The 13,113-nt window shown below is 64.6% G+C and carries 12 protein-coding genes; 7 read left to right on the forward strand and 5 right to left on the reverse strand.

Features of this window, described 5'->3' with window-relative positions:
* Positions 1-174 precede the first annotated feature (174 nt).
* The 4 genes from ACQKRQ_RS36695 to ACQKRQ_RS36710 form a co-directional block, all read right to left on the reverse strand.
* On the reverse strand, positions 175-855 hold the full coding sequence (locus tag ACQKRQ_RS36695) for a methyltransferase family protein (protein WP_408286083.1): 681 nt from the start codon (positions 853-855) through the stop codon (positions 175-177).
* Positions 856-867: 12 nt separating this feature from the next.
* Positions 868-1,704 carry an arylamine N-acetyltransferase family protein gene (locus tag ACQKRQ_RS36700; protein ID WP_132382785.1) on the reverse strand — a complete coding sequence of 279 codons (837 nt, stop codon included), beginning with the start codon at positions 1,702-1,704 and terminating at the stop codon, positions 868-870.
* 181 nt (positions 1,705-1,885) lie between these two features.
* A complete protein-coding gene (locus ACQKRQ_RS36705; RefSeq protein ID WP_408178451.1) occupies positions 1,886-2,569 on the reverse strand; it encodes a hypothetical protein in 684 nt (227 codons plus the stop codon).
* Between the two features lie 163 nt (positions 2,570-2,732).
* The gene (locus ACQKRQ_RS36710; protein WP_243658570.1) at positions 2,733-3,065 is read right to left on the reverse strand and encodes a hypothetical protein; all 333 of its coding nucleotides are present in this window, start codon (positions 3,063-3,065) and stop codon (positions 2,733-2,735) included.
* On the opposite strand from ACQKRQ_RS36710, the gene ACQKRQ_RS36715 reads away from it, so the two are divergent.
* The 6 genes from ACQKRQ_RS36715 (at position 3,004) to ACQKRQ_RS36740 (ending at position 10,831) form a co-directional block, all read left to right on the forward strand.
* The gene (locus ACQKRQ_RS36715; RefSeq protein ID WP_427482564.1) at positions 3,004-4,428 is read left to right on the forward strand and encodes a carbohydrate porin; all 1,425 of its coding nucleotides are present in this window, start codon (positions 3,004-3,006) and stop codon (positions 4,426-4,428) included. The genes ACQKRQ_RS36710 and ACQKRQ_RS36715 overlap by 62 nt on opposite strands.
* 101 nt (positions 4,429-4,529) lie before the next feature.
* A complete protein-coding gene (locus ACQKRQ_RS36720) occupies positions 4,530-5,681 on the forward strand; it encodes a hypothetical protein (protein ID WP_427482519.1) in 1,152 nt (383 codons plus the stop codon).
* Positions 5,682-5,718: 37 nt separating this feature from the next.
* A complete protein-coding gene (gene efeB / locus ACQKRQ_RS36725) occupies positions 5,719-7,026 on the forward strand; it encodes an iron uptake transporter deferrochelatase/peroxidase subunit (protein ID WP_132382779.1) in 1,308 nt (435 codons plus the stop codon).
* 58 nt (positions 7,027-7,084) lie between these two features.
* A complete protein-coding gene (locus ACQKRQ_RS36730) occupies positions 7,085-8,140 on the forward strand; it encodes an iron ABC transporter substrate-binding protein (RefSeq protein ID WP_427482521.1) in 1,056 nt (351 codons plus the stop codon).
* On the forward strand, positions 8,140-9,744 hold the full coding sequence (locus ACQKRQ_RS36735) for an ABC transporter permease (RefSeq protein ID WP_427482522.1): 1,605 nt from the start codon (positions 8,140-8,142) through the stop codon (positions 9,742-9,744). The genes ACQKRQ_RS36730 and ACQKRQ_RS36735 overlap by 1 nt, the downstream gene beginning before the upstream one ends.
* Before the next feature lie 28 nt (positions 9,745-9,772).
* Positions 9,773-10,831 (forward strand): ABC transporter ATP-binding protein, encoded by a 1,059-nt coding sequence (locus tag ACQKRQ_RS36740; RefSeq protein WP_427482523.1) that lies wholly within the window; start codon positions 9,773-9,775, stop codon positions 10,829-10,831.
* Here ACQKRQ_RS36740 and ACQKRQ_RS36745 read toward each other — a convergent pair.
* Entirely contained in the window at positions 10,816-11,694 is an 879-nt protein-coding gene (locus ACQKRQ_RS36745; RefSeq protein ID WP_132382771.1) for a LysR family transcriptional regulator, read from the reverse strand. The genes ACQKRQ_RS36740 and ACQKRQ_RS36745 overlap by 16 nt on opposite strands.
* 114 nt (positions 11,695-11,808) lie before the next feature.
* Between ACQKRQ_RS36745 and ACQKRQ_RS36750 the strand changes: the two genes are divergently transcribed.
* Positions 11,809-12,729 carry a DMT family transporter gene (locus ACQKRQ_RS36750; protein WP_427482525.1) on the forward strand — a complete coding sequence of 307 codons (921 nt, stop codon included), beginning with the start codon at positions 11,809-11,811 and terminating at the stop codon, positions 12,727-12,729.
* Positions 12,730-13,113 lie beyond the last annotated feature (384 nt).

A 13,113-nucleotide genomic window follows, 5' to 3' on the forward strand; every position in this document is an offset into this window, starting at 1 on the left:
CGGAATCATCGGGTAAGCCCCTAGACGACGCAGCGTGGCGTGGCTTTGCGGGGAGTTCTTAGTGCGCGGAAGATGCACGGCGTGCTTCGCAACACCGGCAAGCGCAATTCGTTTTGTCTAGACAGGTTGATGCAAGCTGAGCAAACGCGCGCGGAGACGGCGGTTCGATGCGCCCTACCAGATGAACGGCACGAAGCGATAACGCACGCGCGCCATGTAGTCCGTGTAACCGTCGAGTTGCGCGGCCAGCACGCGCTCTTCGCGCACCGCGCGCCAGCCGATGCCGATCACCATGACCGGCACGAAGGCGAGTCCCCACCACGACCCCAGCAGCAAGGGCGTGCCGACGAACAGCAGCAGCGCGGCGGAATACATGGGATGACGGACATGCGCATAAAGACCGGTGTCGATCACTTTATGTCCGCGGCTCGCCTGGATCTTCACGACCGGCGCGGCATAGCTATTGGCCTGGAACACGAAGCGGCACATGAAGAGGCAGAGGAACACGCAGAGCGAGCCGAGGCTGACCAGCGCCACCGGCAACGGCGCGGTCCAGTGAAAGCGCATTGAGTCGAACGCCATCAGGACGAGCCAGCCGCACCACGCCACCGAGACGCTCACCATGAAAACGCGGTCCCAGCGGCTTTGCTGCTCCTGCACGAATGGCGACAGTCGCTCCGCGAGCAGGCCTGGATCATGGCGCGCCAGCCACAAACCGATCCACAGGCTCAGCACGCCCAACTCGATCACATACCACCACCCCGCCGGCCATGCCAAGGTGCCCGCCGCGCCGAACAGCAGCGCGCCCATGCCCACCAGCCAGACCACCGTTTGAAAGATGAGGCGCGCGACCATGACGGTTCGTTGCTACGCGGTTTTCGCGGGCATGCGCACGCGGTCGAAAATTTCGGCGATGTCGATCTCACCGGTGTTCAAGCCGAACTGATCGCGCAGGCACGCCGCGAGTTCGCCGGCGCTCCTGAGTTGCCGCTCGCTGATGAGCCGGCCATCGGCTGCGCGTTCGCTCAGTTGATCGTTGAGCAGCGCGAGCCGCGCTTCGGGCAGCACGCGGCACACGATCAGCGTGCTCGCGAAAATCGCTTCCGGCGAGGTCGACGTGTACCAGTTCGAGGTTTCGTAATCGATCCACTCGACCGGTTGCAGATCGAAGCGGTAGACCCGCGCCCAGCTTTCGTCGCGCGCCTGCACTTCGAGAAAAAGCGCGTCGCGCGATGCGTCGGCGAGACGGAACGTGCCGAGTTCGGTGGGCTGCGCGAGGCCCGCGGTCAGCCGCAGCGGCGCGGTCAGCGTCACGCTGCCGAAACCCACGTCGGCGATCCAGGCTTCGTTCTCGATGTCGAGGCGCAACACCATGTGCGTGCGCGGCGGCGGCGCATCCGATTCGCGCCCCCACAGTACGCGCCCGAGCAAGGGCGTGACCTCGAAGCCCAACTGCATCAGCACGTTGGCGAATAGCGCGTTCTGTTCGAAACAGTAGCCGCCGCGGTGTTCGGTGACGAGTTTGCGCTCGACCGATTCGAGATCCAGTTGCACCGGACGCCGCGTGAGCGGGTTCAGGTTCTCGAACGGAATCGCGCGCGGGTGCAACCGGTGAAGCGCCTGAAGGACTTCCAGCGTTGCAGCGCGCGGGCCTTCATAGCCAATGCGGGCGAAGTAGTGGTCCAGATTCACTGTGTGAGACATCGGCAGGGTTCCGGTATGGTTTTGGACACAGGACATTTATCGGTGATGCGCCGCCGTGCGGTTTTGGAAATCGATCATAGCCGCTTTTGTGGTCCGCTCGCTGTGGCGGCCTTTACCTGTTTTCGTAGCCGCCGGTCGACGCCGCCCGAACGAGGGCGGCGTTCATTTCCGAACCGGTTTCTTATTGACCGCCCTTTAGCGCCGAGGTCGCAATCGACGGCACGCTGATGCCGTGGCTCGACGCGAACTGCACGGCCGAGCTCAGCGTCGACATCAACGATTGCAACTGCCCCGGCGCCGATTGCGCGATGTATGACGCGCTCTGCGCCGTCTGCGGATTCATGCCGGCCTGCAGCAGCGACGACGGATTCATCTGCCCGATGCTGCCGAGCCCCGACTGCAGGCTCGAATACTGGCTCACGCCTTTACCGAGCGACGACAGGCCGTCCGTGAAAGCCTCCTTGTTGATCGGTGTAGCCGACGCACCACCGCTCGCGCGGCTAGCGAAGGCCTGGGTCAGCGTCTGCGAGAGCGACTGCTGCGTGCTGCCCATCTGCGTCAATTGACTCACCGAAGGCGTGCCGCCGCTCAACAATCCCGCCGCCTGCTGCGCCTGCCCCGCCGCGCTGCTCATCCCCATCGCCGAGGCCAGACTCGACTGACCGCTGAGCACCTGCTGGTTTGCGCCCACGTAGGTCTGCAACAGTTGCGACACGCCGCCCGACGACGCCGTCGCCCCAGCGCCCGCGGAACTGTCGCCGCCGCCTATGCCGAACTGTTTGAGATTCAGCTGCGCATTCGAGACGCCACTCACCAGCAAACCGCCGCTCGCCAGCAACGAAATCAACACTCTGCGTTTGTTCATATCCACCTCCTGTATTGGCGTTTCGGGTACTCGTGCGAGTTCGACACCCCACCCCGGAACGCGTTCATACGACCACCACCATACAGATTCATTACGTTCCCATTCTCTGCAAATTACGTGCAAATGCCGTTTAGTGGCAGTACGTAAAGAGCAAAGTTATATGTCAGTAATATTGATGCGAATCGTTCTCATTTGTGTTGACGCACCAAATCCGCATGCGTACGATCTCGCAATCTGCTGCAGTTGGCGTCGCGAACCAATGCAGCAAATCGCGGGCATGCGGCGATGCGCCGCGATGGTTCAAATCGGTCGATACAACACCAATAAGGATTTCGATGAAGTTCGCCCATTTCAGCGGACCCGGCGTAGCAGCCCGTCCGTTTCGCGATTCCGTGCCGCGCGCCAACACCACGCGCCGTTCGCGTTTGCCCTCCATGCGGCGTGCCGCGCTTTGCACGGCGTTCGCGTGGGCGTCGCTGACAGCTGGCGCCGCCATGGCCGAAGCCAATCCCGACGCGGCGCCGGAAGCGCCCGAGGCCGACCTGAAGATTCAGGCGACCCAGACGAACCAGTGGACCGGCTTCTGGAATCGACAGCAGATGCTCGGCGACATAGGCGGCCTGCGCCCGTGGCTCGGCAAATACGGCGTGACCTTCACGCTCACCGAAACCAGCGAAGTGCTCGCCAACCTGCGCGGCGGTCTCGCGCGCGGCGCCGACTACGACGGCCTGACCACGGGCACCGTGCAATTGGACACGCAAAAAGCGTTCGGTTTGCCGGGCGGCCTGTTCAACGTCAGCGCCTTGCAGATCCATGGCGCCAACCTCAGCGCCAACAAGCTCGGCACGCTGAATACGGCGAGCGGCATCGAAGCCGACGACGCAACCCGTCTATGGGAATTGTGGTATCAGCAGTCGTTCCTGAACAAGCGCATCGACGTAAAGATCGGTCAGCAAAGTATCGACCAGGAGTTCATCACGAGTCAGTACTCAGCGCTGTTCGTCAACACGATGTTCGGTTGGCCGGCCCTGCCCTCGTACGACATGCCGTCCGGCGGCCCGGCGTATCCGCTGTCGGACCTCGGCGTGCGCGTGCGCGGCCAGATCACGCCTGCGTTGACGGCGTTGGCCGGCGTGTACGACGGCGACCCGCTCGGCAACAACCCGGACAACAAGAGCGGCACTAACTTCAACCTGCACAACAGTACGCTGTTCATCGGCGAGTTGCAGTACGCGATCAACCAGCCGGCCGACGGCGAAATGGTCGGCGCGGGCGGCGGCGGTTTGCCCGGCACCTACAAGCTCGGTGTCTGGTACAACAACGGCAGCTTCGCGGATCAGCGCTACGACAATACCGGCGTGTCGCTCGCCAATCCGGCCAGCAGCGGCATCGCCCAGAATCATCACGGCGACTACAGCTTCTACGCCGTGGCGGACCAGATGATCTGGCGTCCGGACCCGGACGAGCCGCGCAGCATCGGCGTCTTTGCCCGCGTGATGGGCGCGCCCGGCGACCGCAACCTGGTGAGTCTCGCTGCCAACCTCGGCGTCGTGATGAAAGCGCCGTTCGCCGGCCGCGACAACGACAGCGTCGGCCTCGCGCTCACCTACATCAAGGTCGGCAATCACGTGAACGGCCTCGATACGGATGCGCGGGCATTCAGCAACAGTCCGTACGGCATACGCACCAGCGAAACCACGCTCGAGGCGACGTACCAGTACCAGGTCAATCCGTGGTGGCAACTGCAAGCGGACGCGCAATACACGTTCAACGCCGGCGCCGGCCAGAATCCGAACGATCCGACGCAGCCGCTGCGCAACACGTTCGTCATCGGCGTGCGGACCAACATCAACTTCTGATGACGTCCGCGCCCCATTCACACGCTACCGACCCAATCGAATCCCATGCTTTCGATCATGACCGCAACCACCGCTTTGTGCGCAGGCACGGAGGCTCAATCGTGAACACTCCCACGCGCCGGTTTTCGCCTCGCGCCGCGCGGGCCCTGATCGCCGCCGCTGTCAGCGCGGCCGCATTCGCGACCGCCGGCAGCGCGCACGCCGATCCGCAAGGTTTCCTTGAAACCGTCAAGCACCACACCACGCTGATCAACACGGTGCCTGGCAACGGCGACCAGAATCCGTACGCGGTGGTGGTCGCGCCGGTCACGGCCGGTACGGTCAAGCAAGGTGACGTGCTGGTCGGCAACTTCAACAACTCGACCAATCTGCAAGGCACCGGCAGCACGATCATCAACTATCACCCGGACACCAGGGAGATGACGGTGTTCGCGACGGTGCCGCGCGATCTGAAGGAATGCCCTGGCGGCATCGGCCTGTCGACCGCGATGACGATGCTCAAGTCCGGCTATGTGATCGTCGGCAGCACGCCGAGCAACGACGGCACCACCGGCACCAAGGGCGCCGGCTGCCTGATCGTGATCGATCCGCAAGGCAAGGTCGCCTCGACCATCAGCAGCCCGAACATCAACGATCCGTGGGGCAACATGGCGGTCGTCGACAACGGCAGCAGCGCCACGCTGTTCGTCAGCAACGCCGGCTTCGGCGTGGGCGGAGCTGACGGCAATCCGCCGGTGTTCAAGCAGGCCACCGTGCTGCGTCTGGATCTCGACGTGCCGGCCGGCAAGCCGCCGGTCGTGAAGAAAGAAACAGTGGTGGGCAGCGGCTTCGGCGCGCAGGCGGACAAGGGCGTGTTCCTCGTCGGCCCGACCGGACTCGCGCTCTCGCCCGATCAGAAACTGCTGTACGTGTCCGACGCGATCGGCAATCGCATCACCGAAATCGACGAACCGATGACGCGCGACACCAGCGCGGGCGTCGGCCGTCAACTGACCGCCGACGGCCTGCTGCACCGGCCGCTCGCGATGGTGACCGCCCCCAACGGCCACCTGCTCGTCACCAACGCGCTGAACGGCCAGATCGTCGAAATCGATCCGGCCAGCGGCAAGCAGATCTACGCGCGCTGGATCGACACCGACAAGGCGCAATCGCCCCCGGGCAACGGCGACCTGTTCGGTCTCGCGATGACGCCTGAAGGCGACGGTTTCTACTACGTGCAGGACGACGTGAACACGCTGGTGCTCGCAAAGTAAGTTGCACATTCCAAAGCCGAACGAAGGTGAAGTAACCATGGCAAACGATCAACCCCCGCGCCCCAAACGGCGCGGGTTTCTCAAGGCGGGCGGCGCCGCGGTCGCGGCGGGCGCGAGCCTCGGCGCGGGTCTCGCGACATCGCAGAACGCGCTAGGCAAAACGCAGCCGCATGCTCTCGCCGATCCGCAACTCGCCGTCGAGCCGTTTTACGGCACGCATCAAGGCGGCATCGTCACGCCGCAGCAAAGTCACACCTACGTCGCCGCGCTCGATCTCACCACCGAGAAGCGCGAGGACGTGATCGCGCTGCTGCGCGCCTGGACCGACGCCGCCGCGCGTCTCACGCAAGGCGGCACGGCCGCGCCGCTGCCGACCGGCGATGCCGCGGACAACAAAGCCGCGCCCGATTCCGGCGATGTGCTCGGCCTCGGCCCCTGCGGGCTGACCATCACCTTCGGCTTCGGCCCCGGTCTCTTCACGCATGAGGGCAAGGATCGCTACGGCCTCGCCGCGCGCCGCCCCGCCGCGCTCGTCGATTTGCCGCGCTTTAACGGCGACCAGTTGATCAAGGAAAAAACCGGCGGCGATCTGTATATCCAGGCCTGCGCGAACGATCAGCAGGTCGCGTTTCACGCGGTTCGCCAGTTGTCGCGCCTCGCGTACGGCACGGCGGCGATGCGCTGGGGCCAGTCCGGTTTCCTGTCGGGTCCGCGCGGTCAGACGCCGCGCAATCTGATGGGCTTCAAGGACGGCACCAACAATCCGTCCACCGCCAAGCCGCCGTTGATGAACCAGTTCGTGTGGGCCGGCGCGAGCGCCGACGCGCCGTGGATGGAAGGCGGCACCTACACGGTCGTGCGGCGCATCCGCATCACGCTGGAGCACTGGGACAACACCGAACTGGACTTCCAGGAACAGGTGTTCGGACGTCACAAGTACAGCGGCGCGCCGATCGGCAAGAAGAACGAGTTCGACGCCGTGGACCTGAAGGAAGAGGACAAGGACGGCAATCCGGTGATTCCGGAGAACTCGCACGTGCGTCTGTCGAATCAGGCGAGCAACAACGGCGCGCAGATTTTGCGGCGTTCGTACTCGTATAACGACGGCACGAACTTCTACATCGAGCGCTGGCCGCCGTGGCGCCAGGAAACGGAGTACGACGCGGGCCTGATTTTCATCGCGCATCAGAGCGACCCGCGCAGCGGCTTCATTCCGATCAACGACAGGCTCGCGAAGTTCGACATGATGAACCAGTTCACGACGCACGTCGGCAGCGCGATTTTCGCCGTGCCGCCGGGCGCGAAGCCGGGTTCGTATATCGGCGCGGGATTGTTCGAGACGTAAAGCGGACGCAGTCGACACAACACAGATCAACTACAACATCACAACGGACTTCTGGATCATGGCTTACAACTTGTTTGGCACTCGTCTGCGTGTGTTGGCCAATACGCTGGCCAATACGCTGGGCAGCGCGGCCGCCCTCACGCTGGCCGCTTTCGCGACGGTGCCGTCGGCGGCCGAGGCCGCGTCGATCACGCTGTATAACGCGCAGCACGAGCAGGTCGTCAATCTGCTCGCCAAGGACTTCGAAAAGCAATCGGGCATCTCGGTGAAGATCCGCAACGGCGAAGGCCCGGCGATGGCCGCGCAGATCGTCGCTGAAGGCGCGGCCACGCCCGCCGATGTGTACTTCACGGAAAACTCGCCGGAGCTGATGCTGCTCGAAGAGAAAGGCCTGCTGAACAAAGTGGACAGCTCGACGCTCGCCACCGTGCCGGCGCGCTTCAGCTCGCCGACCGGCGCATGGGTCGCGGTGACCGCGCGTGAAAACGTGCTCGCCTACAACACCACCAAGGTTCAGGCTTCACAACTGCCGCAATCGCTGTTCGATCTCGCCAAGCCGGAATGGAAAGGCAAGATCGGCATTGCCCCGAGCGACGGCGACTTCCTGCCGCTCGTCTCCGCGGTGCTCGCGCTGAAGGGCGAAGCGCAAACGGTGCAATGGCTCAAGGGCCTGAAAGCCAACGCGCAGATTTTCGACGACGACGAAGGCGTGGTCGCCGCCGTGAACCGCGGCGGTGTCGCGACCGGTCTGATCAACAACTACTACTGGGCGCGCCTGCATGCCGAACTCGGCGACGGCAAAACTCGCAGCGCGATCTACCACTTCGGCAACGGCGACGCCGGCGCGGCCGTGAACGTATCGGGCGCCGCAGTGCTGAAGTCCGCGCACAACACGGACGGCGCACAGAAGTTTCTCGCGTACCTGGTCAGCGACCGCGCGCAACAGTTGATGGCGAATAGCCACGTGATGTTCGAATATCCGCTGCACGCGGGCGTCGCACCGGATCCGATCCTCAAGCCGTTCGCCGAACTCAGCCCGCCGCCGCTGACGATCCAGCAACTCGGCGACGACAGCCAGGCCGGCAAGCTGCTGCGCCAGGCAGGCCTGCTGTAATGAGCGAAGCTTTGTCAGCCGGACCACCGGCTGTCCCCACTGTCCCGGCGCGCGCCCGTTCGCGCGCGCCTCGCGGACTGTTCGCGGCAGCAGCACTCAGCGCTTTGCTGGTGTTGCTGCCGATTGCGTTTACGTTCTGGCGCGCCGCGAGTTTCGGCGTCGGCGAGGCGATCGACTTGATCTTCCGGCCGCTCGTCGGCGAACTGCTGGTCAACACGTTGATGATCACCGTCTCGACCACACTGGTCGCCGCCGTGATCGGCACGGCCGCCGCGTGGTTCGTCGAACGCACGCACTTGCCGGGACGCCGCGCATGGGCTGTGTTGAGCGCCGCGCCGCTCGCCATGCCCGCCTTCATCTCGAGCTATGCGTGGGTGTCGCTGAGCCTGGATTTGCAGGACTTCGCGGGCGCGCTGCTCGTGCTGAGCTGTGCGTATTTTCCCCTCGTCTATCTGCCGGTCGCCGCCGCGTTGCGCGGCATGGATCCGGCGCTCGAAGAAAGCGCGCGCGCACTTGGTTGCAACCGTTGGACCACTTTCATTCGCGTGGTGCTGCCGCAACTGCGTCCGGCGCTGCTCGGCGGCATGCTGTTGGTCGCGCTCGGCGTGCTGTCCGAGTTCGGCGCGTTTACGCTGCTGCGTTTTCACACGTTCACCACGCAGATTTACGCGGAATTCCGCACCAGTTTCGATGGCGGCGGCGCTTCGCTGCTCGCGTGCCTGCTGATCGTGATCTGCCTGATCGTGCTGGCATTCGAGTTTCGCGTGCGCGGCGCGGCGCGTTATGAACGCGTCGATCGCGGCACACGTCGCGCGGTGTTGCGCTATGAACTCGGCGTATGGCGCTGGATCGTCGTCGCCGGCTTTGCGCTGCTGTCGATCACCACGCTCGGCGTGCCGCTCGGCATGATCGGCTACTGGCTCACGCAACCGGGCGCGGCGGCCGTCACACCGGTGGATGTGTCGCCCGAACTGCTGTTCAACGCCACGCTCTCGTCGCTCGGTTTCGGGCTTGCCGCCGCACTGCTGACCACCTTGCTGGTCGTGCCGCTCGCGTTCCTGCTGGTGCGCTATCCGACCCGTTTCGCGACGTTGTTCGAACGCACCGTGTTTCTCGCGCAAGGCGTGCCGGGTCTGGTGATCGCACTGGCGATCGTGTCGCTCGCGGTGCACGCGCTGCAGCCGCTTTATCAGAGCGCGACGCTGCTGGTGATCGCCTACTCCATGCTGTTCATGCCGCTGGCGCTGGTCAGTGTGCGCGCCGCCTTCATGCAGGCCCAGCCGCGTCTGGAGGAGACCGCGCGCGCGCTCGGCCTGAGCTGGTCGCAGACGCTGTTCCGTGTGGTGTTGCCGCTGGCGGGACCTGGACTCGGCGCGGCCGCGGCGATGGTGTTCATCTCGGTCGTCACCGAACTGAACGCGACGCTGCTGCTCTCCCCGCTCGACACGCAAACACTCGCCACCCAGGTCTGGGCCGACACCTCGACGATGGCGTTCGCCGCGGCGGCGCCCTACGCAGCGTTACTCACCGGCATTTCGCTGTTCGCCTCGGGCCTGCTGTTCGCGCTGCTCGGCAAATCGGCGCTACTCGGCGAACGCGGCTGACGCGCCGCGCTTTTACCATCGGATTTTCATGAGCGAACTTCGTATCCGCGGGCTGCAAAAATCATTCGACGGCACGCCGGTGCTGCACGGCATCGATCTGTCCGTCGAACGCGGCACGCTGCTGGCGCTGCTCGGCCCGTCGGGCAGCGGCAAGACCACCCTGCTGCGCCTGCTGTGCGGCTTCGAACGCGCGGATGGCGGCAGTGTGGACATCGACGGCCGCCGCGTGGCCGGCGACGACCTGCATGTGCCATCCGAACAGCGCCGCATCGGCTATGTGCCGCAGGAAGGCGCGCTGTTTCCGCATCTATCGGTGGCGGACAACATCGTGTTCGGCTTGCCGCGCGCACAGCGGCGCGCGCGGCATCGTGTGGCCGAGTTGCTGGAACTGGTCGGCTTGCCGGCGAACTTCGGCGAACGCGCGCCGCAGCAGTTGTCGGGCGGCCAGCAGCAACGCGTCGCACTGGCGCGCGCGCTCGCGCCGTCGCCTACGCTGGTGATGCTCGACGAACCCTTCTCATCGCTCGACGCCGCGTTGCGGCTCGAAACCCGGCAAGCGGTTGCCAGCGCGCTGGCCGCGACCGGCGCGACAGCCGTGCTGGTCACGCACGATCAATCCGAGGCGTTGTCGCTCGGGCATGAAGTGGCGGTATTGTGGAACGGCCGGCTGATCCAGACCGCGACGCCGGAGACGCTTTATCGGCGGCCCGTGACGCGTGAACTGGCATCGTTCGTCGGCGAGGCGGTGTTGTTGCCGGGCATGGTCAGGCAGGATCGCGTGAGTTGTGAACTGGGCGAACTGGCGTTGTCCGGACCGATGGGCCAAGGTGCTGTCGATGTGATGGTGCGGCCCGAGCAGATCCGCTTATTGCGCGCCGAAGAAACGATGCCCGACGGCGCGGCAGCCTATGACGCAGTCGTCACGGAAGTGATCTTTCAGGGGCAGGACGCGGGCGTCGCGCTGCAATTGCATTCCGACATGCGGACGATGGTGCGCGCGCGCGTGCCGGGTTATCTTTGCCCGCGGCCGGGGGAGCAGGTGCGGCTCGCAGTGGATGGCGAGGTGACGGCTTACGCTCGCGGTTGAGCCTGAGGCCGCAGCGACAGATCCTGCATCATCTGCGCGGCCAGATAATCGCAGGTCGGTCGATCTGATTTGGCGCTGCGCGCCACCACGATTTCCAGCGGCGCGATCTTCGGCAAGCCTTGCGCTTCACCGAGAATCGTAAGCCGTGGCGGCACGCTGCAACGCGTGAGCGCAATCACCGACAACCCCGCATCCACGGTCGCCACCAGTCCCATCAGGCTCGCGCTGCTGAATGCCGCGCGGTAGCGAATCCGCGCGCCGTCGAGCGCGGCCAGCGTATGCTGGCGCGCCACGCAGCCCGGCTCATAGAGCCCCACCGGTAGCGGCGACACCGCCAGCACCGGCGTATCCACCGACGCCCCCACCCATACCATCGGCTCGCTGCGCACGAATTCGCCGCGCATCTTGCGGTCGCGCGTGACGAAAGCGAGATCGATCTTGTTGTCGGCCAGCATTGGCGCGAGCGACGTGCTCTGCGCGCAGACGATTTCGATCTCCACGTGCGGATACAGATTCGAGAAGCGCCGCAACACGGGCGACAGCAGCGAGGACACGTAATCGTCCGGCGCGCCGAGCACGACGCGCCCCGTCACCTCCGGCCGCACGATCGCCGACCACGCCTCCTCATGCAACGCGAGCACGCGCCGCGCGTATTCGAGCAGCGTATTGCCCGGCCGCGTAAGCGACAGATTGCGCGTGTTGCGGGCGAACAGCGTGGTGCCGAGCATGGTTTCGAGCCGCTTGATCTGCATGCTGACGGCCGCCTGCGAGCGATGCACGGTCGTCGACGCCTTCGTGAAGCTGCCCGTTTCCACCACCGCGACGAAGGTGCGCAGCAGATCGACGTCGAATTCGGGGTGCATGATTTATCAATCCAACTTATGGAATTGCTCAATTTAATTCGTTTGTCGGTGCCGTGCAAGCCGCGCCATACTCGGGGCATCACCTCATCACATCAATTCGCGGAGCCGTTGCGCATGTCCCTCACCCAACGTCAACAAGGCGCCATCACGCTGGCCAGCGGCGGGCTTTTGATGGGCACGCTCGGGGTCTTCGTCGAGGAGGCGCGGCTCGGCGCGCTCACGCTCGTATTCTTTCGCTGCCTGTTCGGCTTTCTGTCGCTCGCCGCGTATTGCGCGTGGAAAGGCTTCTTCACGCGCGCGCATTTCACTCGACGCACCGTCACGCTGGCGCTGATTACGGGCGTGCTGATGGTCACGCAGTGGGTCGGTTTCTTCGATGCGATTCATCGCACCAGCATCGCCGTTGCGACCGTGGTGTTTCACGTGCAGCCGTTTTGGGTGGTGCTGATCGGCGCGGCATTGTTCAACGAGCGGCTCGGCCTGGACCGGCTCGGCTGGATCGCGACCGCTTTCGTGGGACTCGTGCTCGCGTCGGGCGTCGCGGCCACGGAGAATCTACAGGGCCATACGAGCTATCTGATCGGCATCGGCGAAGCACTGGTGGGTTCGGTGCTGTACGCGAGCGTCACGTTGATCGCCAAAGGGCTCGGCAATTTGCGGCCGCATCTGCTGACGCTCGCGCAGTGCGCGGTCGGTGTGGTCTGCCTGCCGTTCATCGCGCCGCTCACTGCCGTGCATATCGGCCCGATGCAGTGGTTCTGGCTGGTCGGCATGGGCGTGCTGCATACGGGGCTGTCGTATGTGCTGATTTACGGCGCGTTGCCCAAGCTGAGCACGCCGATCATCGCCGTGTTGCTGTTCGTGTATCCGCTGACGGCGATCGTGGTCGATGCCGTCGTGTATGGACGGGCGCTGTCGATGCCGCAACTGGCGGGCATGGTGCTGATCGTGGTCGCCAGTCTGGGGGTGAATCTCGGGTGGCCGCTGCTTTCGGTGCTGCGTCCTGGCGGGCGCGTGCGGCGCCAGGTGGATTGAGATGGAAGCGGCGCTAAAAGTCGGCCACTCATGAAGTTCGTGTCACGCCTTATTGACGCGTCGCCGCTGTCAAGGCCAGAAACGCCGTGCCCGGTCGGAAAGACCTTACGGCCCGGTTTCGTATTTTCCGTTGGACCATCATCCACTGGCTCACGAGACAATACGCCACGCGCCTGTAACTGTGCGATTGATCTCGCCAGTCTCAGCGCGTTTTTTGTGGAGCTCAACAGATACAACGTCGTCTCCAGTCCAGTGCTGCGACTTTCGCTCGCTGCTTTCACGAAAACGACGCGGGTCTCGTCAAAACCAGAAGTGTTCGGCAATCGCCCCTACTCGCGGACGTTGACCCCACGCAATAATGCGCAGGGGCAACTCCACCCGCCA

This window comes from Paraburkholderia sp. NPDC080076, from assembly GCF_050281145.1.
Lineage (GTDB): Bacteria > Pseudomonadota > Gammaproteobacteria > Burkholderiales > Burkholderiaceae > Paraburkholderia.

Coding starts and splice junctions, on each gene's coding strand:
- ACQKRQ_RS36695 (WP_408286083.1), bottom strand. CDS start 855: ATGGTCGCGCGCCTCATCTTTCAAACGGTGGTCTGGCTGGTGGGCATG.
- ACQKRQ_RS36700 (WP_132382785.1), bottom strand. CDS start 1,704: ATGTCTCACACAGTGAATCTGGACCACTACTTCGCCCGCATTGGCTAT.
- ACQKRQ_RS36705 (WP_408178451.1), bottom strand. CDS start 2,569: ATGAACAAACGCAGAGTGTTGATTTCGTTGCTGGCGAGCGGCGGTTTG.
- ACQKRQ_RS36715 (WP_427482564.1), top strand. CDS start 3,004: ATGCGGCGTGCCGCGCTTTGCACGGCGTTCGCGTGGGCGTCGCTGACA.
- ACQKRQ_RS36710 (WP_243658570.1), bottom strand. CDS start 3,065: ATGGCGGCGCCAGCTGTCAGCGACGCCCACGCGAACGCCGTGCAAAGC.
- efeB (WP_132382779.1), top strand. CDS start 5,719: ATGGCAAACGATCAACCCCCGCGCCCCAAACGGCGCGGGTTTCTCAAG.
- ACQKRQ_RS36730 (WP_427482521.1), top strand. CDS start 7,085: ATGGCTTACAACTTGTTTGGCACTCGTCTGCGTGTGTTGGCCAATACG.
- ACQKRQ_RS36735 (WP_427482522.1), top strand. CDS start 8,140: ATGAGCGAAGCTTTGTCAGCCGGACCACCGGCTGTCCCCACTGTCCCG.
- ACQKRQ_RS36740 (WP_427482523.1), top strand. CDS start 9,773: ATGAGCGAACTTCGTATCCGCGGGCTGCAAAAATCATTCGACGGCACG.
- ACQKRQ_RS36745 (WP_132382771.1), bottom strand. CDS start 11,694: ATGCACCCCGAATTCGACGTCGATCTGCTGCGCACCTTCGTCGCGGTG.
- ACQKRQ_RS36750 (WP_427482525.1), top strand. CDS start 11,809: ATGTCCCTCACCCAACGTCAACAAGGCGCCATCACGCTGGCCAGCGGC.